This window comes from Bacillus sp. V5-8f (assembly GCF_002863565.1).
Lineage (GTDB): Bacteria > Bacillota > Bacilli > Bacillales > DSM-1321 > Peribacillus.
This window is the reverse complement of record NZ_PGUW01000006.1, coordinates 97219-122626: the sequence shown is the minus strand read 5'-3', so window position 1 is coordinate 122626 and position 25408 is coordinate 97219. Positions and strand designations below refer to the sequence as shown.

Sequence of the window (25408 nt, the reverse complement as noted above, 5' to 3'; positions counted from 1 at the left end):
GTTAAAGATTGATTAATAGCCGGCTTTCTGTTGCCATTCATACTTTGTCTTTGATCGCTTCTTTTCCGCGTGGACAAATCACCTCCGAGGCAATTGCAAGCAGTGTGAATACCAATCCTGTCGTGATTCGCCGATTGATTAGCCAGTTAAAAAAAGCAGGGATTTTGACCACTCAGGCCGGAGTACCGGGAGCTTCCCTGACAAAAGAAACATCGGAGATTTCCCTGTTGGATATTTATAAGGCCATTCACGGAAAGGATGAGTTGTTTGCAGTCCATGAAAATCCTAATCTAAACTGTCCAGTCGGAAAGAAAATCCAGTCTACACTGGGTGACACGTTTTATTCTGTGCAAAAAGCGATGGAGAATGAATTGGCCAAGAAATCACTCAAAGACGTAATAGAACATCTCTTATGAAAAGTTTAAGAGATGTGTTTTTACCGCCATCATGTAACTTTTTTTGTTACAACTACTATTTAGGAGGAGTATGTTTATGAAAATTGGCATTATAGGTGCTGCCGGAAAAGCTGGCCGCCTTATTATGAAAGAGGCGCTTGACCGAGGGCATGAAGTCACAGCCATCGTGAGAGATGCTTCAAAGATCACCGATACAAATGTTGCCGTACTAGAAAAAGACTTATTCAACCTTAACACGGCTGACCTGAAATCCTTTGATGTCGTAGTAAATGCATTTAGTGCACCAATGGGAGAGGAACATCTATATGTAGACGCCGGGAGATCTCTTACTTCCGCCCTGAAAGATGTCCCTGATACAAAGTTGATTGTCGTAGGCGGTGCCGGAAGCCTCTTCGTTGATGAGGCAAAAACAACCCGTCTGATGGATACACCAGATTTTCCTGACTTTGTATATCCAACGGCGTCAAACGCAGGAAAAAATTTAGAGGACTTACAAAATTCAAATTCTATTACATGGACCTATATCAGCCCTGCCGGCTTCTTTGACCCAGAAGGCAAAAGAACTGGTTCGTACCAAATAGGAAAAGATCATGTGATCCTAAATAGTAAAGGACAAAGTTATGTAAGCTACGCGGACTATGCTATTGCTGTTTTGGATGAGATTGAAAACCCAAAACATGTGAATGAGAGGTTCACTGTTATTTCTGAGAACTAATGTATGTGGGGCTGCCCCGTTCCATCGGGTCAGCCCCTTTATGATTATTTTTGGATCACCAATTCAGGAAAATGAAACGCATATAAACAGTGCAAAAAGTCATCAAAAAGCAAAGAACTTTCCCCTTCTAATTCCCCTCTACCTGCGACGCTGGTTTTAATGGTTTTGCCCCATGTCTGGCTGCTATCATTATTAGGGTTATAGAAATAAACACGGACTTTACCTTCCGGGTCCTTCTCGATCCTTTGAATTAAGATAGCATGCGCGCCGAGGGCTGTATTATCATGGCTATAAATAATGATGCCCGCCGGCTGGGGTAGGTGTTCACTAATCCTGTTATTTGAAAAATCCGGATGATAGTACCGGTAAAATAGAGATGAAAAATCCGCATTTTGATATTTATCAGCAAAACCTGATAATACTCCTTGGCGATGGAATTCAGGATTGATCACTTTGTGGACATCTTCTCCTCGAAATGCGGCCCGTTTAATCATGTTTCCGTAAATCGCATCCAACAAAGGCACTAACACGATCGAAACTGGATCCATCGGGATTGTGTAGTCTAGAGCTTTCACAGGGAGGCTGGAAGAATAGATCGCGTTCCCTTCAAAAGAAAGTGTTATATTTCCCCTTTTTGCCGCTTCCGAAAGCAGTTCCAGTAAAAAAGTCGGATTTTTCTGCGACCAATAACTTAATGCCCTTGTGGATTGGCAGCATGGATTGAACCCCTGTCCGATGCCCAGCGGCTGCCCTAGAATACTAATCGTGCCAGCAAGAAGATAAGCCTCAGCTGATACTCCGCTGTTGCCATAGACAGCTTTGAGTTTAGCCATCACTGACTGGCAAAGATTTGTATCCAACAATTCGTGCAATGATTGGACGAAACGTTTCGTAAAAATGTCCCGTTCAAGGAAGTGGGACAATCCATAGATAGATTGTTTCGTTTCCGGAATGACCACTGCTTCTATGATTTTTTGTATTAAATCTATATTTTCATGAAGCCTTTTTAATCCTTCTTCACTTAATCCCAACAACTTACATACTAAATCCGGTTTGTGTTTTGCTGCAAATCCAATAAAAGATACATGAAAACCGGAAACTAGCCCTGTATCTTTCATGGAACGGCACAATTGTTCTGCTTCAATATACAGTTCTAGTTCAGCGCTGTCTTTAAGTGCTTCCAAATAGTTTTGTGGGTATTGCTCAGATAACCATGATGGAGCAACCAATGCCTTTTCGAAGCGGTAGAACGTCGTGTTTTCCCTTTTATCAATTGGTACGGAGGCGATACCTGAGGAGATGAGCCTTTCAATTTTATCGGTAATAATCGGCCTCTGCACAGAAAGTTTCTCAATCTCTTCTGTCAAAAAGGCGAGAATTTCTGGGGAGGAATACCGCTCAGCGATAAATTCAATAAGAAGCTTTATCTCCATGGGCACTTGATCCGCATTTATCCTAACTTCTTCCGCTTCAGGTGCGTATAACACATCAAGGTTCCCTGCAATCACTTCATCCAGATAGCTGCATGCTAAATCCTTTGAAATGGATGGCAGTTTATAATGGCCGGTCGCAACAGCCAGCATTCTTAAATTGCTTAGTGCTTCGACCACAGCCATATCGCCTCCTGCCATAAGTGTACCGCGGACCAGGCTGGGTTGAAGTTTTTCTGCTTGTTCCCATGGACCGCCAACAAAAAACCCATTTTGATCAAGAATCGACGAATAATACAACAAGCACTCTAATCCAGTTTTATCCTCTAATAACACTTGAGCTTCACCTATAAGGCTTTTTTTAATGATTCCCTTGTTTTCGCTTCCATCCTGTATATATAATCCGACTAGGTTTGCAAAACGGTTAACATCTGACTGCCACAAAAGGCCCATTTCACCCTTCCCCTTCGTTCAAAAGGTTTACTATATTATAGACAATGATTGGTATATGTCTACATGTTTTCTGCCGCATGGCATCTAAAAAAGCAGCATGGCACCCTTTTTTTTAGTAATTTAAATCATTTAGATTCTGATCGTGGTAAATGTATCCCGCTCTCTATCCCACAAACGAAGGATTTAGAACATATGTATATTTTACTTATTTTATCAACCAGTTTCGATGTTCCTGTTAGAATAGTTAACACGAGTTTTATAAAGACTGTCTGGTCAATTACTTCAAAGAAACCCCCGGTTTTTCAGCGAAAACCTCATATATCAGTGAAATTCCAGATATGGCGCCAAATTCTAAATGTCAGCCAAATTTCCCCTTTAACAAGTCAAGCCCTCCAAGCTTTGTAAAATACCCAAGTATTCAACCCATAGCTGGTTTAAAACAAAAAGATCTCCTAATGATGAAGTATAGGAGAATAAGGTGGTTACCCTACCCTTATAGCACTTCAACTTTAGGAGATGGTAAAATCAACTGTTTTTAGCCAATTCTGTTTCAGGTGAAAATGTCCTAGATCGTTAAGCAAGTTATTTATCCACATTAGATCATCTATCCCTGATCCGTACTGTATATATCCTTTTTTTGTTTTTATTCAGCAATTGCTCAGTCAGAGTGATATCATTTCATTTACTGTCCGTTAGCATGATGAATGGAATCCTCCAAGCATTTCAATCAAGCCAGGCATTTGCCTGCCAATCGGACAACCTATCAGCCAAATTCAAGATATATCAGCCAAGTCCACGATTTATCAGCGAATCTCACAATATTTCAGCGAATTACCCCTGTGACTTATTCCGCCCACGTATATGCTTCTCCCCAGCTCTCTCGGGCGATTTTTTCTACCTTGTCCACATATTCATCATCCACCATATACGTATCACCCTGTTCGTACGGATTATAGTGGAATGCGTACATGCGGGACACAAATTCGTGGAAAGGAAGGGAAGACTCTCCTACGAGTTCGCTATTTCCGGCAACAGTTGGCTCGATGCCCTGGCCCCAATTTTGCCCGCTGTCATTGTTCGGGTTATAAAAATATACACGGTATTCGCCAGTTTGGTCCTCAGCGATCCGTTGAATTGAAACCGCATGAAGCCCGAGAAGCTTCCCATGGACATTCGTAATGAAAATGCCAACCGGATTTGGATATATCAGTTCATAGCCTTCGTTATACTCCGGGTGATGGGTGGCATAGAAAAGGCGGACAAAGGCTGGATAATCTGTAACATAACCCGTCAACTGGTCAATAACGTTAATAAAGCCGCGCTGAATCCATTCGCCGTAGAACTCAGGATTTACCCATTTATGGCCGTCTTCGCCCCTTAACAGTGTTCTTTTCATCATTTCATTATAAATTTTGTCCAAATGTGGCACTAAGACGATAGAAACCGGATCAAGCTCCTGATGGATTTCGCCGCCTGCAACCCCGCCTTCCAGTTCGCTTGAATGGATGAGCTCCCCTTCAAAGGTCATATCAATATCATGATCACGTGCTGCGCGGGCAATGTATTCCAATAGCTGTCCGATCCCGTGCTGGGCCCAAAGGCTGATGGCCCTTGCCGATTGGCAGGTCGGGTTCAGCCCCTGGCCGACTCCGAGAGGCTGGCCTAATACACTGATGGTTCCTGCAAGCAGGACACCGTTAGCAGTAATACCGCTTCTTTTATATTCAGGCTTTAGCAAGATCCTCTTCACACTTGGATGAATATCCAGCTCGAACAAACGCCTGATTGCAGGCAGGATTGGCTCCTGCGTCAATACTCCTCTGTCGAGCATTCTTCCCAGGCCGTAAATGGCTTGGCATGTCTGCGGATGAATCGCCAGCTGAATCATATCATGTATGAGCTCTTTGTTCGCATTAAAGCTTGCTGTCCCTGTTTCAGATAAATCAAGGGCGACTGGAAGAATGTCTTGGTTTGCCCTGTTCAAATATCGGATGAAGGTAGCGTGATGTGGCGACACCAGCCCTGTAGCTTGGACAGATTCGACAAAAGCGGATGCTTCCTCCAATAGCTCTGTATCGTCCAGCTCTTTTAAATGGCTTTGGTACTGGCGTAAGTCACTGTATCGTTCACTTACCGGTGTTGGTGTCTCAATCGCTTTTTCAAAGCTGATTAATGATTCTTTTGCCTTTTCATCAATATCTGCATGTACCATTTGCTTCGCCATTTGGATCATTTTAGTGATCCGTTCCACCTTGATCGGCCTTTGAACAGTCAGCCGCTCGATTTCATTGACAATTTTTCCGGCAATTGCGTTAAAGGATAGCTCATCGCCCAAGAATCGAAATAACCTTTCTGCCCGTTCGATGTGTTCTCCAGATTCAACTCTTGCAGCCTCTGTTTCAGGCGGGAACAAAAGATCCAGGTTTAAAGCAAGCACTTCATTCAAAAATGATTTTGCTTCCTCCTTACTAACCTTATCGTGCTCATAGTCTCCTTTTGCGATCGCAAGCATCCTCATTTCGCTAAAAAGCTCAATGATTGAGTTCACACCTTTTAGTCTTAGCGAACCGCCCACTAAAGGCGGCTGTAGCTTGGAGGCATCTTCCCATGGGCCTCCCAGAAAAACTCCAGCCTTATCAAACTCAGACGCATTTTCATATATAGCCTGCATTCCTTCATTGCTATTCGCCAATTCTATCCCAAGCTGAAAGACATCCGTCTGGTACATGCTTTTTGCGAAGGGCTTAGCCTCACTCAAAATATTTAGTGCGTTCTCGAACTTATCTCTTACTGTCCCTGTTTCAGTGCCCATCTTTTCACCGCCTGCTATAAATAAAAATCAAATTTTTCATACTGGTTCATAAGACTTCTCATCCGCTCGCTGTCTTCACCGAAAAAGAAAATGGTCCCGTAGTGATTCCCGAATCCAACCCTTTCGGCAACCTTGGAAGTGGACGGTATGAACATATCATGCTTTTCAAAATACTCATTATTTTTCAATTCTTCAGGCATGTCCAATTTTTCAATTAATTTTACTCGCGGATAGACCATCAGGCTTCCTGCAAATCCTTTTGCCGATACTACTTCTTTTGGGAAAAAGGCTTCCAGCTCCTCCTCAGTTGTATCCGGGTCACTGCAAATAATCTGTGCCTGAAAAGCACTAAACCCATAAGCCCTTTCAATTAGCTCAAAAATGTGTCCGCCGGGCACTCGGGCTGCCACTTCGCCGAAATTAAGGGTGCCGTCAGGTGAAATGAAGAATTCCGGATGGATTACACCGTATTTTACTTCAAATGCATCCACTAGCTTTTTAATTTCTTGTTTAATCTGCGGCCTCCATTCCTCAAGAGATGGCGAAGCTGGAACAAAATTGGAGTGGCCAAGCTTCACATACTCTGTAATATTCAGAAAACGAACCTGGCCGTTATGGATAAATGCCTCACAAGAAAATTCCTGTCCGTCAAGATGGCTTTCCATTAGACACGGAAATTCCTGTTCACTCATAAGATCAATATCCTGTGGATCTTTGATCAAGCGGTGGCCTACCGTACCTGCTTTATTTAAAGGTTTCACATGAATCGGATCATTTGGGTCGCCATCGATCTTTATAAGAGCCTCGTTCACCCTTTTCAGGAAGCGGTAAACATCTTCCTTTGAGTATGCCTCTTCAAACACACCGACCTTCATTCCCGCCATTTGGGCTTTCCTCTTCATCAATCCTTTATCACGCAGAAGCAAGGAACGGTTAAAAATGCGCGGATCATTGTTGATTTTCGCATTAATGGCCCCGGCCCACTCTACTGTTTCCTCATAAATTGGAACCGCGAGCTTCACATGTAAATCCGCCAGTTTTTCATATAGCTCATCAGATCGTTCATTTAGCCGTTCAAATTGCCAGGCCACAAATTGTATGCCATTCTTGTCCGCAAAATCTTTAAACTCAGGAGGTCCCACGACCACATAGGGTCTGTCCAGTTTATCAATTGCCTCAATGGCCTGTAAGCTCCATCCAAGCAATGCGGTTACTTTTTGTTGCATGGCTTCATTGTTCTCCATACCATTTCCCTGCCTTCTGATATATTAAAAGACTATTAACGAAATATTTATTTCCAAATCTAGCATTTTTCAAACATTTTCTTCAAAAAAGTTGGTTTATTTTATCTTTTACGTTGGTATGTAAGATAACGGAATGTTAAATCCCACTAAGGAGAGGGCGTTTCGATGACGGAATGGTATAACAAACTTACAGCATATTTTCCTGCAAGAGAAATGAAATCAAAACACCATATGCAAGCATTATTTATGGAAAAGGCCGAACTATACAAAAGGGAGGAAGGACCTGAGTATATTCTTGTGTATTTAGAAAAAGAAGATTACATCTTTATAGATTACGTTCTTGTAAGCGGTAAACACCGCGGCAACGGAATGGGCAGCATGCTGATCAACCGTCTGAAGAAAAAGGGCAAACCGATCATTCTTGAGGTGGAACCCATTACTCCGAATGATCCGGATACAAAGAAAAGGGTTATATTTTACGAAAAAAATAGTTTTAAGAAAGCATCATCCATCGTTTATCAGAGACTGCATGCGGTGACAAACGAGCTTAATGAAATGGACATCTTTTATTGGGCACCCAACAGAAAAAATGAAGCGTGGGTGTTTGAAAAAATGAAGGAAATTTATGAGCAGGTCCATACTTACCGTGCTGCCGATTTCTATGGAAAACCGGTTCAAGAGGTCTCAGAAGTCTTGTGCTATGAAAATGGCAGTTATCGTGCAGCCAAATGAATTTCCATATAACAGTCTCGGGCGATTAGTTTAGGTTGCAGATAAAAAAGGAATACCATAGTTACCGACTCTAAAAAACTAGTATAGGAGCAGATACTATGGCGGACATATCAAAAGGAATCATCGACCGTTTTGAAGGGGAATATGGATTGGTAACTATAGGAGGCGAGACTGAGGGCTTTCCTATTAATCTATTTCCTTCAGAGGCAAAGCCAGGGGATGTTGTTGAAATTGAGGGGACAATGATTACCGTGGTAGAAGATGAAACAGAAAAACTCAAGATCGAAATGGAAGAGATTATGGATGACGTCCTTTAAAGTGTTAAATTCTACTGCAAAGGAGGATTAGCATGGATAAAGATAAGAAAGATTATGAGGCTGAAAATATGACAGATTTAGTGCAAATTATTAACTCACATAATAACAGCCAAAAGATCAACAAGATCCTAGGAGAAAATGAAACACTCACTGAAGAGAAATGATAATATAAAAAGATGCGGTGCCAGACCGCATCTTTTTTCTGCAGAAGTGTAAATCTACCTTTCTATCTTAAATTTTAAAAGTATGGACTAATGATTCCATTTCTCGTGCAAGCTTCGTTAGTGAGCTAGAAAATGCGTTAAACTCCTGCATGGAAGCGACCTGTTGTTCGGTGGCCGCCAACACACTTTGTGTCGCGGCCGCAGATTCAGCTGCCACATTCGATATATGTTCCATCGTACTTACAGCCAGTGTTGTTCCGGAATTCACTTCCCTAATGGCTGCAGTTACTTGATCAATCTGATTTGATACCGAATTGACGGAAAGCTGAATTTGTGTGAATGAATCGCCTGCGGTACCCATTACTCCAATCCCTTCCGTTACCTCATGGTTTACTGCTTCCATGGTTTCAACAACCTGCTTCGTTTCTTGCTGTATTTGAGTAATGATTTCACTGATTTGCTGGGTAGCATTCCCTGATTGCTCCGCAAGCTTTCGTACTTCATTGGCCACCACCGCGAAGCCTTTTCCCTGCTCACCCGCGCGCGCTGCTTCAATTGCGGCATTTAATGCCAATAAATTCGTCTGTGCGGCAATTCCTGTAATCACATCAACAATGTTGCCAATCTCGTTCGAGCGTTCTCCCAGGCCTTTTACAACCCTTGAGAGCTGATTCACATTGGAATGGATGGACTGCATTTGTTCACCGGCCATCCGGATGGAGTCCGTACCTGAGTTAGCCTTTGAGAGAGTTTCGTTTACACCCTCGGTGACAGCCACAGCGCTGGAGGCCACTTGTGAAAGGCTTGCTGACATCTGGTAAATCACCTCGGAAGTCTGGCTGACACCCTGTACCTGGCTCTCAGCTCCCTCTGCCACTTCTTCGATTGTATTAGAAATATGTTCAGTAGCCTTTGTCGTTTGGTCCGCCCCCTGAGTAAGCTGGGCTGAATAATGAGTGATTTCGTTGGATGCCTTTTGGACATTTGCAAGTACATGTCCCCATGAATCAATAGTATGATTTATACTTCCCGCAATAGATTTTAACTCTCCTAGGTGGCCTTCATCCAACCTGGCCTTCATATCCCCTTCTGCTACTTTTTCTAAAAATTCATTGATTTTCCCGATAGGTTTTATGAACCGTTTATGATTTAAAAAGGAAGAAAGCACCCCCACAAGAAAGCCAAAAAAAACAGTGAAGGCTATGTTGATCCAAAACTGTATCCCATGTAAATCATTCATAAGGTTAACAAACAAGCCAATTAGTGCAGTAAAAGGTATGACTACAATACTGGTTCTAATAATATACTGTCCCAGACTCACTCCACATTCTCCTTTTCCCTACAGCATCTAATAAGATTTCTATAATTATCACATTCTAAATGAAAAAAATACCTTTATATAAAACATCGGCATAACCATGGTAATATTTATACTTTTTTGTAAATTTAGTAAAAAATCACTCCTGATACAGCCGCTTTATGGGTGTTAACAACCAATAATTTTTCATTGAGTATATTCACCTTTGCATTCCTGGCCACATGCCAGTAAACAAGAAATCCTAGGATGCTGACTGCGATTAAAATAAATGGAATTACACTGGTGGCGTTTCGCGGCTCTAAATATTCAAGGTTGTCTTAATGTCGGAATGTGATAAGACAAGTCAGTATTACGGTGTTGTCTTAAAAGGCACAAAAAGGGAGGCTCTAAGGACATACATCCCTAAGAGCCTCCCTTTCCATAAATAATTAATTTAGATTACTGTGTTTCCGTGAATAGACCATGTAAACGATGAAGCCAATCGACAGCCAGATGATGAACGAAATCCAAGTGATTCCTGGAAGGCTTAACGTTAAGTAGATGCACAGGAGTGCTGAAATAATTGGCAGGACCGGTACAAAGGGAACCCGGAATGCTGCTTTTAATTCTGGGTGTTTCTTACGCAGCACAATAATGGCAAGTGATATTAATGTAAAGGCAGCCAGCGTTCCCATATTCACCAGATGGGCCAAGGTCGTTAAGTCCACGAAGCCTGCGATTGCAGCTGCCACGAACCCTGTTAGCCATGTATTGAAAAACGGCGTTTTGTACTTCTTGTGTACATTTGCCATTTTCTTAGGCAAAAGACCGTCACGGCTCATAGAGTAAGTCAAACGAACCTGCGCATAAATCAAGGCCAGAAGGACCGTTGTAATTCCGGCTACCGCTCCAACAGAAATAATCCCCGCAATTGAGTCTTGTCCGACTAACCTTAGCGCAAACGCCACCGGATCTCCGACATTTAATTGCTGATAAGGAACCATGCCAGTCAGTACAAGAGCAACCAGGATGTATAATCCGGTACAAAGGGCAAGTGAAGTAATAATCCCTATCGGCATATTCCGTTTTGGGTTTTTCACTTCTTCTGAGGCAGTGGCAATAACATCAAAACCAATGTAAGCAAAAAACACTGTAGCAGCAGCAGTGACAATACCGCTGAAGCCAAATGGAGCAAACGGTGTCCAGTTTTCAGGTTTTACATAACCCATTCCAGCCACGATGAAAAGGATAATAATACCAAGTTTCAGAAACACCATTACGTTATTAAAGCGTGTGCTTTCCTTAACCCCACGGCTTACTAGTGCGGTTATTAGAAGGATAATAACCATCGCAGGAAGGTCTACCATTCCACCTTTGCCGGTACCCGGTGCAGATGAAATAATATTTGGCACATGAAAGCCGAAACCGGAAATCAATGATCTAAAGTAAGAAGACCACCCCGTAGCAACGGCCGATATGGCCAACACATACTCAAGCATTAAATCCCAGCCTATCAAAAACGCAAAAATTTCTCCGAGCGTAGCATATGAGTACGTATATACACTTCCTGCTACAGGTACTGCCGACGAGAACTCAGCATAACAAAATGCTGCCAGCGCACAAGCAATTCCGGCAATTATAAAAGAAATCGTTAGGGCTGGACCGGCGCTTTCTGCGGCTACTACACCAGTAATCACGAAGATTCCTGTACCGATGACACAGCCGACTCCAAGAAAAATGAGATCGAGCAGGTTTAGCGATCGGCTAAGTTCTTTTCCCTGGCTGTTCGCCACTAGCGCCTCAACGGATTTTTTACGAAATATATCCATTATGTTAAAACCTCCAAGTTGTCTAATCAGTGAAGCGAGTTTTCGAAAAAATCATAATTTGTAGTATATTGTCGAATTTTATTTTAGTCAAGTCTTTTTTCCTATCCATATATTTTTCTGAACGTTTTATTATATTGGCTAAATAGATAATATCCCTCGTAAACACTAGCATTCCCCTATAAAGTATAAATTTTGTATAATGCTTCCGAAATAATTTGCAAATAAAAAGACTCCCTACTCTTTCTTCAAGATTCGGGAGTCATCTGTTCATTTCACTTTACCATGCGAGCAAAATCAAAATCAATGCAAGCCCGATTCGGTAATAAGCGAATGGTTTTAATTTGATTTTATTGATTAGCTTTAAGAAAAAACGAACGAAGATTAGTGCAAATATGAAGGCACTGATAAATCCGGCAATAAAGAATGGAAGAACGTCAAGGGAGAAATAGTCCCAATATTTCACTACTTTAATTAAGCTGGCCCCTGCCATGATAGGGACCGCCATAATGAATGTAAAATCGGAAGCCGCACGATGGCTCATCCCAAGCAAAACGCCTCCGGAGATCGTCGAACCTGATCGGGAGAAGCCCGGCCAGAGCGCCAGACACTGAATCAAGCCTACTCCTAAAGCCTGTTTATAAGTAATCTGATCTACTGTTTCCGCTTTGAGCACTTTCGGCTGGAACTTATCAGCTGCTAGCATTAAAAAAGCGCCAAGCAATAAGCCTACCGCAACTGTTCGTGTCGAGAACAGGTACTCATCGATATAATCCTCGAATAAAACACCCAGTACTCCTGCCGGCAACAGGCCTATGAGGATTTGCAAAAGATTTAATTTCTGTCCGGTTTCACCTGATTCAGTCCGGATTTTCCTTATGCCAAGCAAATCCATGAAACGGCCCCAGAAAACAATCACAACAGCTAATATTGATCCAAGCTGGATTACAACCTTAAAGGCGTTAGCCACTTCATCACCAAATATTTGATTTGATTTAAATAATAAATCATCGACAATAATCATGTGTCCAGTCGATGATACGGGGGCAAATTCCGTGAGCCCTTCTACTAGTCCAAGAACAATTGCAACAAAGATTTCCCAGATATTAATAATGCCACCTCATTTAATCCTTTATTCACAGATTCGATTGTAACCTCCATAACGGCAATTGTCTAATAAATGTTATACTTGGCTTTTATTTCGCAATATCACTCTTCAGAAAGTTTGCTTGAAGGAAAGGGAATATTTTTCAAAATATGCACCATCATACTTCTATATCTATAATAATAAAAATCCCTGTGCTAAGGAGAAGGAATGATGTCAGGCACTACTGAAATTATCATCAGAACAATTACAGCTTTCCTATCGCTATGGATATTCGTACAGATTCTCGGGAAACAAACTATTGCCCATCGAAGTTACCACTTATACATCGCCTCCATTACAGTCGGCACAATTGCCGGAAACCTAGCTTTTAACATTAGGATCAAATTTCATTATTTTATTGTGTCTTTACTAATAATTAGCTTGACGGTTTTCTTTCTAAATGCAATTCTGATGAAACATCGGCTATACAGGAAATGGATTGCAGGCGAGCCTGAAGTATTAATTGAAAATGGTGCGATACAGGAAGAAAAAATGAGAAAAATTGGGTATACCTTGGACATGTTAAATCAGGCTCTAAGGGAAAAAGATATGTTTGACATTCATGAAGTGGATTATGCCATCCTTGAGACTAATGGGGTTTTATCCGTATTGAAGAAACCTAAATTTCGCAATGTAACAAAGAGCGATTTACAAATTGACACGTCCTCGGAAAAAATGTTCCCAGTAGAACTCGTTATTGAGAGAGAAATACTTGAGGAAAATACCCGCCATAAAGAATATAACAAACAATGGTTAATGGCAGAGTTAAATAAACGGAGTTTGGAGCTATCTGACGTTTGCTATGCGGTTGTCGGAACTAATGGCCAGTTATATCTTGACCTTTACAACGATTCCCAAGCTGGATTGCATGATGCTTAATTCAAAGTTCCTCTGCATCCCGAACTCGTCTCCTGATTTCTGCGGCAGTTGAAACAGGCTGGTCAATATCAAAAATGACATACCGGAATTTATGGGATTCCAGTTCCACTATAACAAGCGGACCCCTCCTCACCCTCCTTTTTTATCATGTATCTCCTTTCTTAAACATAAAATTGTTGTAGCGTTTATCTTTATCCGTTATGCATGCAATACCCGTTAAGGAGGGAAAGCTTTTGCAAATTCATGTCGTTAGGCAAAACGAGACACTAGCAAGCATCGCACAGTTATATGATGTGAACGCTGAGGAGATCACAAGGGTCAATGAGCTGCCTAATCCAAACGATCTTGTTGTTGGCCAGGCGATGGTGATCCCGATAACAGGACGCTATTATTTTGTGCAGCCCGGTGACACGCTTTTTTCAATCTCACAACGGGTGGGTGTCTCCTACCAGGAGCTTGCACGGATCAACAGTATTTCACCAGAACAACCCTTGTCAGTTGGCTTCCGGCTTTATATTCCACCGCGTCCAAAAACCGATGCTGAGGTCAATGCATACGTGGAACCAAGGGGAACAACAGTAAGTCCCAATCTTGTCAGAAGCGCAAGACAGGCTGCACCATACCTTACGTACCTTGCTCCATTCAGTTTTCAGGCACGCCGGGACGGATCATTAAGGGAGCCTCTACTTAACGATTTCCCTGCAATCGCGAGGCAAAATAATGTGGTTCTCATGATGGTGATTACCAACCAGGAAGAGGACCAGTTCAGCGATGAGTTGGGAAGGATCATCCTCACGAATGAGGATATACAGAGCAGATTCCTTGATAACATTGTTAGAACTGCCCGCAGATACGGATTTAGGGATATCCATTTTGATTTTGAATATTTACGCCCGGAGGACAGGGAGGCTTATAATCAATTTTTACGCCGAGCAAGGGCAAGATTCAGGGAGCAAGGCTGGCTTTTGTCTACGGCTCTAGCCCCAAAAACAAGGGCCGACCAGCCGGGGCGATGGTATGAAGCCCACGATTACAGGGCACATGGAGAAATAGCTGATTTTGTCGTCATCATGACCTATGAGTGGGGTTACAGCGGCGGGCCGGCCCAGGCAGTATCGCCTATAGGGCCTGTTCGAAGGGTATTGGAGTATGCCATAACAGAGATGCCTTCTTCAAAAATCATGATGGGGCAAAATCTGTACGGGTATGATTGGACATTGCCTTTCGTCCAAGGATCCGTGGCCAGGGCTGTCAGTCCTCAGCAGGCAATACAAATTGCCGCCCGTTATAATGTACCCATTCGCTACGACGCTAACGCTCAGGCACCTCATTTTAACTATACAGACGGGCAGGGCAGAAGGCATGAGGTTTGGTTTGAAGATGCGCGTTCGATACAGGCGAAATTTGATTTAATTAAGGAGCTGCGACTGCGTGGAATCAGCTATTGGAAGCTTGGCCTGTCCTTCCCGCAAAACTGGCTTCTCATTAGGGAAAATTTCAATGTAAGAAAAAGGGGATAGTGTCTGGCAGGCTCCCAAAGCGGCGCCTGCTTTTCTTTTACCTATAAACGGAATTAACCCTTCATCCTACGGCTATGTTTTTTCTTCCTTGTCCATAATGATATGGATAGGAGAGATTAAGATGCTTAGGATAAAAAATATCAGCCGCGGTTTTCCAAACTTTCCAAGGATCACGAGATTGCTAGTAATCATATTTTTCTTTTTGTTTTCATTTGGGATGGTTATACATTTAGCCGAACCCGATACGTTCCATAACTTGTTCGATGGAATTTGGTGGGCGGTGGTCACGATATCGACTGTAGGGTATGGGGACCTTGCTCCTACCACTGTAGCTGGAAAGGTCATTGCCATTATTTTAATTCTAACTGGGGCGGGACTGCTCACTTCATATTTTGCTGCTTTGGCAGCAGTATCTGTGTCGTCAGAACAAAGCTACATGGAAGGTAAAATGGATTACAACAGAACTGGGCAGATCATCATCGTCGGCTGGAATGAGCGTTCAAAAGAAATCATAAGGGAGCTCGGCATCCTCCAGCCGTATACTGCCATTGTATTAATTGATGATTCTCTAGAAACACATCCGATCCCGAAAGAAAATGTACATTTTATTAGAGGGAAGGCCATTACCGACCTTGTTCTGCAAAGGGCAAACATAAAAAGTGCTGACAAGGTACTGATAACCGCTGACTTAAGGCAGGATGAGGCGGAAGCTGATATGTTTTCAATTATCACCCTGCTTGCAGTAAAAGGCTGTAGGCCGGATATATTTTCCCTTGTAGAAATCCTCACAAAAGAACAAATAGAAAATGCATTCCGGGCTGGGGCTGACGGGATTATTGAAACGAACAGGTTCGCAAGCGAGCTAATGGTACAAAGTCTGCTGCATAGATTTGTGCCAGAATTTCAAATGGACGGGCAGCTCCGGAAAAATATTGGAACAGTCACACTGAAATCTATACAACTAAGACAGGAATGGCAGGGTCTAACCTTTTCCGAACTTCACGGCATTATGCTGGAAGCTGACATGATTGCCGTTGGGATTGAAAGAGAAGGCAAAAGAATCATAAAACCTTCCTGGAAAATGGCACTACAAATGGGTGATAGGGTATTCATCGTCAATCAAGATTGATTAAGTAGTTTTTTCTCCAACTCATGGATGAGGGCTTTTCCAAGACCGATATAGTTTTCAGGGAACTCTGCATCTCGATTCTTCGGTTCCTGAAACTGATTGAATGATGCCGAAAGATTGTCAATGTTCCCCTCATCATCCGTTCCATCCTGGTATTGGTGTGAAAGCAAGAACGGCCTCTGTAATTGCACAGCAGCCCCGTGGGAATCCAATTGACCCCGTACAGCGCGGAAAGGGATCCGGAGGAATTGATATCCATCATAGTCATCTATTTTATAATCAAAATAGCCATGGTCGTAGTCCCAATTCCCAGCAATGGCATATCCCAATGGTTTCATATTTTCTTCAAGTTCAAACAGCATGAAGGTTTTTCCTTCGAGCCGGGAAGTGAGCTCGATCATTATAATTACCCCCTTTTTCTATTTGTTAGCTTTTCCGTTTAAGGACTATATCATTCTGACGTGCAGGCAGTGTGGATGAATTACCATTACAAATTAACGCGTTACTGCGACGGGGGTCTGACCCCGAAATAGAAAAAGCCTTGCTGAAAAAATTATTCAGCAAGGCTTACATGTTGTTTTATACTTTCTATTTATCGAGACGTTTTTCAAGTTCAGCTTTCTTTTCTTCAAATCCAGGCTTGCCTAGAAGCGCAAACATATTTACCTTATACGCTTCTACACCTGGCTGATCAAATGGATTCACTCCGAGCAGGTAGCCGCTCATTGCGCATGCTTTTTCAAAGAAGTACACTAGATAACCAAACGTGTAGGCATCCATGGCAGGAATGCTCACAATAAGGTTAGGTACCTCGCCATCGGTGTGGGCAAGCAACGTTCCTTCAAAGGCTTTATTATTGACAAAGTCAACAGTTTGTCCAGCAAGGTAATTCAATCCGTCCAAATCATTGTTTTCTTCTTCAATGGTCAATTCGTGGCGGGCATTTTCAACTTTAATGACCGTTTCAAAAAGAAAACGGCGTCCTTCCTGTACATACTGGCCCAGTGAATGCAGGTCGGTTGAAAAGTTTGCGGAAGAAGGATAAATACCTTTTTGGTCTTTACCTTCACTTTCGCCGAAAAGCTGCTTCCACCATTCGGCAAAATATTGGAGACCTGGCTCATAATTGATAAGCATTTCTACTGTTTTTCCTTTATTGTAGAGTACATTCCTTACAGCGGCATATTGATAAGCTTGGTTTTCGGATAACTCGGATTTGCTGAAGTCCTCCCTAGCCGCTGCTGCACCTTCCATCATTTTATCAATATCAGCGCCGCTTACAGCGATCGGTAACAAACCTACAGCTGTCAATACAGAGTAGCGTCCTCCGACATCATCAGGAATCACGAAGGTTTCATAGCCTTCTTCAGTGGCAAGTGTCTTAAGTGCTCCCCTTGCCTTATCAGTTGTTGCATAAATTCGTTTTCGTGCTTCTTCCACTCCATATTTTTCTTCTAGAAGCTTACGGAAGACACGGAAAGCAAGAGCAGGCTCTGTCGTAGTTCCCGACTTGGATATCACGTTGATGGAAAAGTCCTTTCCCTCCAATAAATCCATTAAGTCCCTCATATAGGTAGAACTGATATTATTCCCTGCAAAAAGTACTTGCGGCGAGTTTCTTTTTTCTTTTGGCAACACGTTATAAAAACTGTGTTGCAGCATTTCGATCGCAGCCCGTGCGCCTAAATACGACCCACCAATGCCAATCACTAGCAAGATATCAGAATCGCTCTGGATTTTTGCTGTGGCTTTCTTAATCCGCGAAAATTCTTCTTTATCATAATCAACAGGCAGGTCAATCCACCCTAAGTAGTCGTTGCCTGCACCTGTCTTTTCATGTAAGGAATGATGTGCTGCTTTGACAGCATCCTGCAAATATGTAATTTCATGTTCACCGAAAAAAGACAATGCTTTTGAATAATCGAAACGTACATGTGTCATGTAAGTTCCTCCTTCTTCTAAAGAATACCCTTTCACTTTAACGAAAGGCAGACAGATAATCAAGGATTCCCTCTGATGTAAGCGTAACCAAGTGATAGAGCAAGAAAAATACCATTTTTTTTATAAAAAATCTATTTTTGCCCCATTTCTCGCTCTGTCCAATTTAATCTTTAATTTGTCCAAAAAGGGTTCAGCCAAACAAATTATTTCTTAACAAAACAGACTCGCCGATTCCAGCAAGTCTGTTTCCATTTCTATTATAGTGATGCACGCAATATTGCCAGTACATCTTCGCGATTTAGCTTTTTAAAGTTTCCGAATTCACCGTTCACCATTGCCTTATCGGCGATTGTTTCAATTTGGGAATCGTCGATTTCATAATCAGCAAGAGTTGCAGGAGCACCTAGACTGCTCCAGAATTTGCGGAGCTTTTCAGCTCCTTCCAGTGCAGTTTCCTCATCCGTTTTCCCTTCCGGATCAACATTGAAAACACGCACCGCCAATTGCTTAAATCGTGCCGTATCTTCTTTTAACACATGCTTCATCCAGTTCGGGAATAAGATGGCAAGCCCGCCGGCATGTGGAATGTCATAAACGGCGGAAACAGCATGTTCAATATTATGCGTAGCCCAATCGCCGCGATAACCCATTTGCAAGTATCCGTTTAAAGCGATTGTTCCTGAATAAAGAATCGTTTCTCGAAGATCGTAATTCTCTAGGTCTTCGAGAAGCTTCGGCGCCTCCTCCATAACGGTAACCAACAAAGATTCGCAGAAACGATCCTGCAATGGTGCATGTGTCCGTGGATGGAAGTATTGCTCAAAAACGTGTGTCATCATATCCACGATACCATATATGGTCTGGTTTCTTGGAACAGTAAAGGTGTTCACAGGATCCAGAATAGAGAATTGCGGGAATACCAATGGACTTCCCCACCCATATTTTTCCTTCGTTTCCCAGTTGGTGATAACAGAACCGGAGTTCATTTCGGAACCTGTGGCTGCAAGCGTAAGAACAGTCCCAAACGGTAGCGCTGCCTGAACAGCAGCTTTTTTGATAACAATATCCCATGGGTCTCCATCATATTTAGCTCCTGCTGCAATTGCCTTTGTACAATCGATGACGCTACCTCCGCCTACAGCCAAGATAAACTCAATATTTTCTGTTTTACAAATTCCTACTCCCTTTCGAACGGTTGAAATCCTTGGGTTCGGTTCAACGCCAGGCAGTTCATGGATCTCTGCATCGATTTCCTTAAGCTGTGCAATGACTTGATCATAAAGTCCGCTCTTTTTTATGCTGCCCCCTCCATATACGAGAAGCACCTTTTTTCCGAAGTGCGGGATTTCCGATTTCAATTGTTCGACTTGCCCTTTGCCAAAAATTAATTTGGTTGGATTTTTATATGTAAAATTTTGCATCTTAAATACCTCCTTTTTTTACATTATGACCTAACATGGTGAAACTTTTCAAAAAATGTGATTGCGTAATTTAAGGTTCTTGTTCTGTATATTAATTGTGCCTCAAATGCAACCTAATATATGTACCATTTATAAAGGAGGTAATGAACGTGAGTGGCATTCAAAGAACAGCGCTAGTACTTACTATTATCGGAGCCATAAACTGGGGTCTTGTCGGTTTTTTCCAATTCGATTTAGTCGCTGCCATCTTTGGCGGGCAGGATTCCGCGCTTTCCCGCATCATTTACGGCCTTGTGGGGATCGCAGGCTTAATAAACCTGGCCCTGTTGTTCGTACCGAACGAAGAAAAAGCAAATCAGCCTCAGGCAAAGCCAACCCGTTAATAAAAAACCAGCCGGAAAAACGTAACCCGGCTGGTTTTTTGGACTTTCACTTTACGCTAACACTTTTTGAATCCTGTCCAAGGCCCAATCGATTTCCTCTTTTGTAATAACTAACGGTGGGGCAAAGCGGATCACTGTATCATGGGTTTCTTTGCACAATAACCCTTCTGCCTTTAGTGCCTCACAATATTTGCGTGCAGGTTCCGTTAATTCAATCCCGATAAATAGACCGCGGCCACGTACTTCTTTGATAGCTGGATTTTGGATTTCCTTCAGTTTACCAATAAAATATTCTCCAAGTTCGCGGGAACGGTCTGCCAGCTTTTCCTCTACAAGCACATCAAGGGAAGCAATTGATACCGCGCAGGCCATAGGATTTCCGCCAAACGTGGAACCATGCGAGCCAGGGTTAAAGATACCAAGAATCGCTTTATCAGCCACTACACAAGAAATTGGAAACACTCCCCCGCCAAGCGCTTTTCCAAGGATGTACATATCAGGTTTTACGCCTTCCCAGTCACAGGCAAACATTTTTCCAGAACGGCCAAGCCCTGCCTGAATCTCATCAGCAATAAATAGTACATTGTTTTCCTTACAATGCTGGTAGGCCGCTTTTAAAAAACCTTCCTCCGGTATTAGGATACCCGCTTCTCCCTGAATTGGCTCAATCAAGAAAGCGGCGGTGTTTGGAGATACAGCTGCTTTTAGGGCTTCCAAGTCGCCATATGGAATGAGTTTAACCCCCGGAAGCATCGGACCGAAGCCACGCTTGTATTCCTCGTCAGAAGAAAGCGAAACGGCCGCCATTGTCCTCCCATGGAAATTACCAGTACAGGCGATAATTTCAGCTTGATTATCTGGAACTCCCTTTACATCATATGCCCAGCGGCGTGCTGTTTTAATTGCTGTTTCTACAGCCTCTGCACCAGTATTCATAGGCAAGGCCATTTCTTTGCCTGCTAATTTGCAGATTATTTCATACCATGGACCAAGCTGATCGTTATGAAAGGCCCTGGATGTCAGGGTAACCCGGTCCGCCTGGTCCTTTAAAGCCTGGATAATCTTCGGGTGCCTGTGCCCTTGATTCACGGCAGAATATGCACTTAACATGTCCATATATTTATTGCCTTCTGGATCTTTTACCCAAACTCCCTCAGCCTCGGATATCACAATCGGCAAGGGATGATAATTATTAGCTCCATAGCGTTGAGACTGCTCAATTAGTTGTTCGGATTTGGAGTTGGCTGTCATAGAATTTCCTCCTGCTACGTTCTACCCTTCACCATCTATTTTACAGGGTAAAACGGGAATTTAATATACTCTTATCGAATGTCCTGCCCGTTATAATAATGAGTATTTAATGTAATATATGTATAGTTGAATTTGGTGAATTTGCTTTTTTTGTGGATTTGTTGATATGGGTCTATCATTTTGTGGATACTGTGTTAAAGTTAAACGATTTTAAGTAGAGCACTTCTAAATTGCGGGAGGGGTTCAGAGAACGAGTCAATAAAAAAACCGGCTGATACGGTCAGGGGCGAAAAACAAAAGTCGAGTTTCGCGGCAAAACCATTTTAGCCGGCTTTCTACTTATTATTTTTTAATTAAGTCTTCTCGCTGGGATTGGTCAATCCACTCTTGTAGCTTGTCTTTCAGTGTGTTAAACCCTTCATTACTATCGTTCATTGTCGCTTTTACAGCGGCTTGGCGCTTTTTAGGAGCCTTTTTAGCAGGTGCTTCCGTACGCTCAGGAGCGTCTTGTGTAGCACGAATGGACAAACCGATTTTCCCTGCTGCTTCATCTACAGAAAGAACTTTTACGTTTACTTCGTCCCCAACCTTTAAATGTTCATTGACATCTTTAACATATCCGTGGGTAATTTCAGAAATATGCACCAAACCTTGTGTGGATTCATCCAGGGCAACGAACGCGCCGTACGGCTGGATGCCTGTCACTTTACCAGTAACGACACTGCCGACTTCAAATTTTTCAGACATTGTAACACTCCTAATTAAATATTATTTTTCCTCTTTTTCACGCAATAAATAATTATATCATAGTTCAGCCCAATTATCAAAAATCATTTTCCTTTACTGCTTCCGTAGTCTGCACTTTTCTATCATACCACTTCCGTTTGTGTTACATCCACAAAAGAAAAAGAGGAATCAAGCCTTGTAGGTTTTGTTTCCTCTTTTCCAATCTTTCAAACATATCTAGACCTTTTATTCGATATAGGATGGATAGGTTAAGTTGTCATTTTATATGCGAAATAAAAATCATTGTGGATTGTTTCAACTAAACATAAACCCCCTCCTAATTAACCTTCTCTAAACTGGGATTCAACCTGCTAATGATAGGAATTTACGTTTATATTTTTGCGCATGGATCTTACTTCAGCATTCGTTTCTGTAAGATGCCGTACTCAAGTATATTTTTATTTCGTCCTTATGTATAAGAAGATGATTAGATGGCTATAACAGGAATAAGACTTTCCGGGTAACCAGGATTCTGGTGCCTGAAAAACAATCGTAATCCATCTTTGATTGTTTTTTTCGAGTATTCCCCCTTTTTTGGACAGGATTCCTTTAAGGCAGCTAGCGAAGCAAATGCACTGCCTTAAAAGATCCTGTTTTTTTATTGTTTAAGGAACTACTAAGAGGAACGAATCTCTTCAAGAAACCTGCCAATCCTTGTAATAGCTTCCTGGAGCTGCTCCATAGATGAAGCGTACGAACAGCGAATATGGCCTTCTCCGCTTTCTCCGAATACATCTCCTGGGACAACGGCAACCCGTTCACTAAGCAGTAATTTCTCAGCAAATTCCTGAGAACTCAATCCAGTATTCGCTATAGAAGGAAAAGCATAAAAAGCACCACCAGGATTATGGCATTCCAATCCTATTTCATTGAATGACTTTACAATGAAATTCCTTCTGCGCCTATAGCTTCTTCTCATTTCCTCTACATCTTCCATGCCGTTTGTCAATGCTTCCAATGCAGCGTATTGCGCCATGGTTGAAGCGCACATCATCGCGTATTGATGTATTTTCAGCATCGCCTCCGAGATTTCCCGCGGTGCACAAACAAAACCTAGCCGCCAACCGGTCATCGCAAAGCCTTTTGAAAAACCGTTGATCAAGATGGTTCTTTCCATCATTCCGCTAATCGTGGCTATGGAAGTAAATGCCTCATCATAAGCTAGCTCGGCATATATTTCATCGGCAATCACGAGCAGGTCGTGCTTTTTGATAATTTCTGAAAGCTTCATTAAATCTTCCCTGCCAAGCTGTGTCCCGGTCGGATTGTTTGGTGAGCAAATCATGATTGCCTTCGTTTTCGGGGTGATTGCTGCTTCAAGCTCCTCAGGCCTTAACTTGAAATCATGATTTTTATCGGTCTGGACCGTTACCGGCACCCCGCCAGCCATTGTGACGAGAGGAGCATAGGACACAAAGCATGGCTCTACGACCAAAACCTCTTCGCCGGGATTAAGGATCGCCCTTAGTGCAATATCGATTGCCTGGCTCGCGCCAACCGTCACAATTATTTGATTGTCAGGGTTATAGGAAACCTGGAACTCCTTCTCCATATAACGGGATATTTCTCTTCTTAGCTCGATAATGCCTGCGTTTGCTGTATAAGAAGTTCGGCCTTCCTCCAAAGATGCAATGGCAGCTTCCCTTACGGACCACGATGTCACAAAATCCGGTTCTCCAACTCCGAGAGAAACGACTCCTTCCATATTGGCCGCAAGATCGAAAAAACGGCGAATCCCAGAAGGTTTAAGGCTAGCTACCGTTTTTGAAATATAACTGGTTTTGATCATGGTGACACCACTATCCGCTTATCTTCTTCAACTTGCTCAAAAATGGTTCTATCATGCTTGTATTTTTTCAAAATAAAGTGGGTAGTGGTTGAAATGACTGAGTCCAATGTAGACAGCTTTTCGGAGACAAACCTGGCTATATCGTTCATCGAGCGTCCTCTGACTACAACGGATAAATCGTATACTCCGGACATCAGATAAACCGATTCCACCTCTTGGAACCTGTAAATTCTTCGTGCGACTTCATCAAAGCCTACTCCCCGTTTCGGTGTCACCTTTACGTCGATCATGGCTGTGACCCCTTCATAGTTGTCCACCTTTGCCCAGTTAATGATCGTAGCATAACGGACAATCACTCTCATATCTTCCAGCTTCTTCAATCCTGTTTCGATATCTTCAGTAGTCTGATCGGTCATTTTCGCCAGATCGTCTAGCTCAATCCGGCTGTTCGTTTCTATAATTCTAAGAATTTCCAATTCTTGTTCAGTTAACTGCATATGTAAACCCTCCTAGTTTCCCCGCGCAAATTATTGCCATTAAAAAATCTTACGTGCGTTTAAAACCTTCAATAATAAACATATGTAATTATAACAAATTTTCAGTAAACTCCTACTAAAAATTAAGAATTTATTTAAAAGATAATAGCATTAGACCAGATTGAGAAAGGGTAAAATAGGAAAAAACCTTCCCGAGGAGCAAAGACTGATGAAAAAAGCTTTAGGTTCAAAAGTTCTACATATTAGGGGAAATGATATTTATTATGAACAGCATCTTCATTCACGTACTGCCGCCACAATTGTCCTGATTCATGGCTTTTTATCATCGTCATTCAGCTATCGGACTTTAATTCCACTACTATGCAAAGATTTTAATGTCATATCGATTGATTTTCCGCCTTTTGGCCAGAGCGGTAAATCAAGACGGTTCCACTATTCTTACCAAAATATTTCTCTAACCCTCTTAGCTTTTCTGGATGCCATTGATATAAAGAAGTGCATCCTTGTCGGCCACTCGATGGGAGGGCAAATTTGCCTGTATATGCTGAAAAACCGACCGGAGCTTTCGGATAAAGCCATTTTGCTTTGCAGCTCGGGTTACCTGCCAAAGTCGGGTCGCCTGCTAAGATTCGCCAGCTTTATCCCTTACTTTCCACGGGTTGTCAAACGATGGCTGGAGAAGTCAGGTGTGGAGGCGAATCTGCAAAATGTTGTGTACAACAGGCAGCTAATCGATGATGAAATGAGGCAGGGCTATCTCCGCCCTTTTTTGAATGATGATATCTTTAAAGCGTTAGCAAGGATGGTACGAGACCGTGAAGGTGATTTATCTGAAAAAGATTTACATTCGCTAGAAACCAAATTTCTGTTACTGTGGGGCAAACACGACCGAGTCGTGCCCTTATCTGTGGGACGACGGCTGCATGCAGACCTAAAAAACTCAGAATTAATCGTTTTGGACGAAGCAGGCCACCTTCTTCCTGAAGAAAAACCGGAACTGGTGTATAGCTATGTGAAAGAATTTATCGAAAGTAACGATCCTCTCGTGCAAAAATTGATTCCCGTGAAATCGGCGGGAAAAACTACCTTTCAACTGCAGAATTGAACCAAAGAATACAGGTTAATTTCGAATATCCTAATCCTTTACGCGACGTTCATGGAATTTGGGGCAACGATTTTCCACTTTGTTGCGCAAAATATTGTCATATTGCCAAATTCCTTTTGTCCGGAGATATCAAATTTGAGAAGTGTGAGATATA

The 25408-nt window shown here is 42.4% G+C and carries 24 protein-coding genes; 10 read left to right on the top strand and 14 right to left on the bottom strand.

Going from position 1 to position 25408, the window contains the following annotated elements:
* Positions 1-8: 8 nt before the first annotated feature.
* The gene (locus CUU64_RS10620) at positions 9-416 is read left to right on the top strand and encodes an Rrf2 family transcriptional regulator (protein ID WP_101633600.1); all 408 of its coding nucleotides are present in this window, start codon (positions 9-11) and stop codon (positions 414-416) included.
* Positions 417-492: 76 nt separating this feature from the next.
* The gene (locus tag CUU64_RS10615) at positions 493-1131 is read left to right on the top strand and encodes an NAD(P)-dependent oxidoreductase (RefSeq protein WP_101633599.1); all 639 of its coding nucleotides are present in this window, start codon (positions 493-495) and stop codon (positions 1129-1131) included.
* 44 nt (positions 1132-1175) lie between these two features.
* Here CUU64_RS10615 and CUU64_RS10610 read toward each other — a convergent pair whose 3' ends face one another.
* The 3 genes from CUU64_RS10610 to CUU64_RS10600 all read right to left on the bottom strand — a co-directional run bounded on the left by CUU64_RS10610 (position 1176) and on the right by CUU64_RS10600 (position 7070).
* Positions 1176-3014 carry a hypothetical protein gene (locus CUU64_RS10610; protein ID WP_101633598.1) on the bottom strand — a complete coding sequence of 613 codons (1839 nt, stop codon included), beginning with the start codon at positions 3012-3014 and terminating at the stop codon, positions 1176-1178.
* An 844-nt stretch (positions 3015-3858) separates the two neighbouring features.
* Positions 3859-5826 carry a hypothetical protein gene (locus CUU64_RS10605; protein ID WP_101633597.1) on the bottom strand — a complete coding sequence of 656 codons (1968 nt, stop codon included), beginning with the start codon at positions 5824-5826 and terminating at the stop codon, positions 3859-3861.
* Between the two features lie 14 nt (positions 5827-5840).
* Entirely contained in the window at positions 5841-7070 is a 1230-nt protein-coding gene (locus tag CUU64_RS10600; RefSeq protein WP_101633596.1) for an ATP-grasp domain-containing protein, read from the bottom strand.
* 165 nt (positions 7071-7235) lie between these two features.
* Between CUU64_RS10600 and CUU64_RS10595 the strand changes: the two genes are divergently transcribed.
* The 3 genes from CUU64_RS10595 (at position 7236) to CUU64_RS22570 (ending at position 8283) form a co-directional block, all read left to right on the top strand.
* A complete protein-coding gene (locus tag CUU64_RS10595) occupies positions 7236-7802 on the top strand; it encodes a GNAT family N-acetyltransferase (RefSeq protein WP_101633595.1) in 567 nt (188 codons plus the stop codon).
* A 98-nt stretch (positions 7803-7900) separates the two neighbouring features.
* Entirely contained in the window at positions 7901-8119 is a 219-nt protein-coding gene (locus CUU64_RS10590; protein WP_101633594.1) for a DUF3006 domain-containing protein, read from the top strand.
* Positions 8120-8151: 32 nt separating this feature from the next.
* A complete protein-coding gene (locus tag CUU64_RS22570) occupies positions 8152-8283 on the top strand; it encodes a hypothetical protein (RefSeq protein ID WP_257985484.1) in 132 nt (43 codons plus the stop codon).
* Between the two features lie 67 nt (positions 8284-8350).
* On the opposite strand, the gene CUU64_RS10585 is transcribed toward CUU64_RS22570, so the two are convergent.
* The 3 genes from CUU64_RS10585 to CUU64_RS10575 all read right to left on the bottom strand — a co-directional run bounded on the left by CUU64_RS10585 (position 8351) and on the right by CUU64_RS10575 (position 12517).
* The gene (locus CUU64_RS10585) at positions 8351-9604 is read right to left on the bottom strand and encodes a methyl-accepting chemotaxis protein (RefSeq protein WP_257985483.1); all 1254 of its coding nucleotides are present in this window, start codon (positions 9602-9604) and stop codon (positions 8351-8353) included.
* A gap of 425 nt (positions 9605-10029) precedes the next feature.
* The gene (bcaP, locus tag CUU64_RS10580) at positions 10030-11412 is read right to left on the bottom strand and encodes a branched-chain amino acid transporter BcaP (RefSeq protein WP_101633593.1); all 1383 of its coding nucleotides are present in this window, start codon (positions 11410-11412) and stop codon (positions 10030-10032) included.
* 274 nt (positions 11413-11686) lie between these two features.
* Positions 11687-12517 (bottom strand): undecaprenyl-diphosphate phosphatase, encoded by an 831-nt coding sequence (locus CUU64_RS10575; protein ID WP_101633592.1) that lies wholly within the window; start codon positions 12515-12517, stop codon positions 11687-11689.
* A gap of 207 nt (positions 12518-12724) precedes the next feature.
* Here CUU64_RS10575 and CUU64_RS10570 point away from each other — a divergent pair, with 207 nt between their 5' ends.
* Positions 12725-13432 (top strand): DUF421 domain-containing protein, encoded by a 708-nt coding sequence (locus CUU64_RS10570; protein ID WP_180954549.1) that lies wholly within the window; start codon positions 12725-12727, stop codon positions 13430-13432.
* Position 13433: 1 nt separating this feature from the next.
* On the opposite strand, the gene CUU64_RS22565 is transcribed toward CUU64_RS10570, so the two are convergent.
* Entirely contained in the window at positions 13434-13565 is a 132-nt protein-coding gene (locus CUU64_RS22565; RefSeq protein WP_257985482.1) for a hypothetical protein, read from the bottom strand.
* A gap of 100 nt (positions 13566-13665) precedes the next feature.
* On the opposite strand from CUU64_RS22565, the gene CUU64_RS10565 reads away from it, so the two are divergent.
* Both CUU64_RS10565 and CUU64_RS10560 read left to right on the top strand, forming a co-directional pair.
* A complete protein-coding gene (locus tag CUU64_RS10565; protein WP_101633590.1) occupies positions 13666-14952 on the top strand; it encodes a glycoside hydrolase family 18 protein in 1287 nt (428 codons plus the stop codon).
* A 121-nt stretch (positions 14953-15073) separates the two neighbouring features.
* Positions 15074-16081, top strand: a complete 1008-nt coding sequence (locus CUU64_RS10560) for a potassium channel family protein (protein ID WP_180954548.1) — start codon at positions 15074-15076, stop codon at positions 16079-16081.
* Here CUU64_RS10560 and CUU64_RS10555 read toward each other — a convergent pair.
* The 3 genes from CUU64_RS10555 to CUU64_RS10545 all read right to left on the bottom strand — a co-directional run bounded on the left by CUU64_RS10555 (position 16072) and on the right by CUU64_RS10545 (position 19443).
* Positions 16072-16482 (bottom strand): YugN-like family protein, encoded by a 411-nt coding sequence (locus tag CUU64_RS10555; RefSeq protein ID WP_101633588.1) that lies wholly within the window; start codon positions 16480-16482, stop codon positions 16072-16074. The two genes, CUU64_RS10560 and CUU64_RS10555, sit on opposite strands and share 10 nt — an antisense overlap.
* 187 nt (positions 16483-16669) lie before the next feature.
* Positions 16670-18022, bottom strand: coding sequence for a glucose-6-phosphate isomerase (locus CUU64_RS10550; protein ID WP_101633587.1), 1353 nt, complete (start codon positions 18020-18022; stop codon positions 16670-16672).
* A gap of 257 nt (positions 18023-18279) precedes the next feature.
* The gene (locus CUU64_RS10545) at positions 18280-19443 is read right to left on the bottom strand and encodes an iron-containing alcohol dehydrogenase (protein WP_101633586.1); all 1164 of its coding nucleotides are present in this window, start codon (positions 19441-19443) and stop codon (positions 18280-18282) included.
* A 149-nt stretch (positions 19444-19592) separates the two neighbouring features.
* Here CUU64_RS10545 and CUU64_RS10540 point away from each other — a divergent pair, with 149 nt between their 5' ends.
* Complete coding sequence (locus CUU64_RS10540; RefSeq protein ID WP_101633585.1) at positions 19593-19826, top strand: DUF378 domain-containing protein; 234 nt, start codon at positions 19593-19595, stop codon at positions 19824-19826.
* A gap of 51 nt (positions 19827-19877) precedes the next feature.
* On the opposite strand, the gene CUU64_RS10535 is transcribed toward CUU64_RS10540, so the two are convergent.
* The 4 genes from CUU64_RS10535 to CUU64_RS10520 all read right to left on the bottom strand — a co-directional run bounded on the left by CUU64_RS10535 (position 19878) and on the right by CUU64_RS10520 (position 24149).
* Positions 19878-21077: an ornithine--oxo-acid transaminase gene (locus CUU64_RS10535; protein ID WP_101633584.1), complete on the bottom strand. Its 1200-nt coding sequence runs from the start codon at positions 21075-21077 to the stop codon at positions 19878-19880.
* Positions 21078-21419: 342 nt separating this feature from the next.
* On the bottom strand, positions 21420-21824 hold the full coding sequence (gene yugI, locus CUU64_RS10530) for a S1 domain-containing post-transcriptional regulator GSP13 (protein WP_101633583.1): 405 nt from the start codon (positions 21822-21824) through the stop codon (positions 21420-21422).
* A 655-nt stretch (positions 21825-22479) separates the two neighbouring features.
* Positions 22480-23652 carry an aminotransferase gene (locus tag CUU64_RS10525; RefSeq protein WP_101633582.1) on the bottom strand — a complete coding sequence of 391 codons (1173 nt, stop codon included), beginning with the start codon at positions 23650-23652 and terminating at the stop codon, positions 22480-22482.
* On the bottom strand, positions 23649-24149 hold the full coding sequence (locus CUU64_RS10520) for an Lrp/AsnC family transcriptional regulator (RefSeq protein WP_101633581.1): 501 nt from the start codon (positions 24147-24149) through the stop codon (positions 23649-23651). Before CUU64_RS10520 ends, CUU64_RS10525 begins: the two co-directional genes overlap by 4 nt.
* 208 nt (positions 24150-24357) lie before the next feature.
* On the opposite strand from CUU64_RS10520, the gene CUU64_RS10515 reads away from it, so the two are divergent.
* Positions 24358-25254 (top strand): alpha/beta fold hydrolase, encoded by an 897-nt coding sequence (locus tag CUU64_RS10515; protein ID WP_101633580.1) that lies wholly within the window; start codon positions 24358-24360, stop codon positions 25252-25254.
* Positions 25255-25408: the final 154 nt, after the last annotated feature.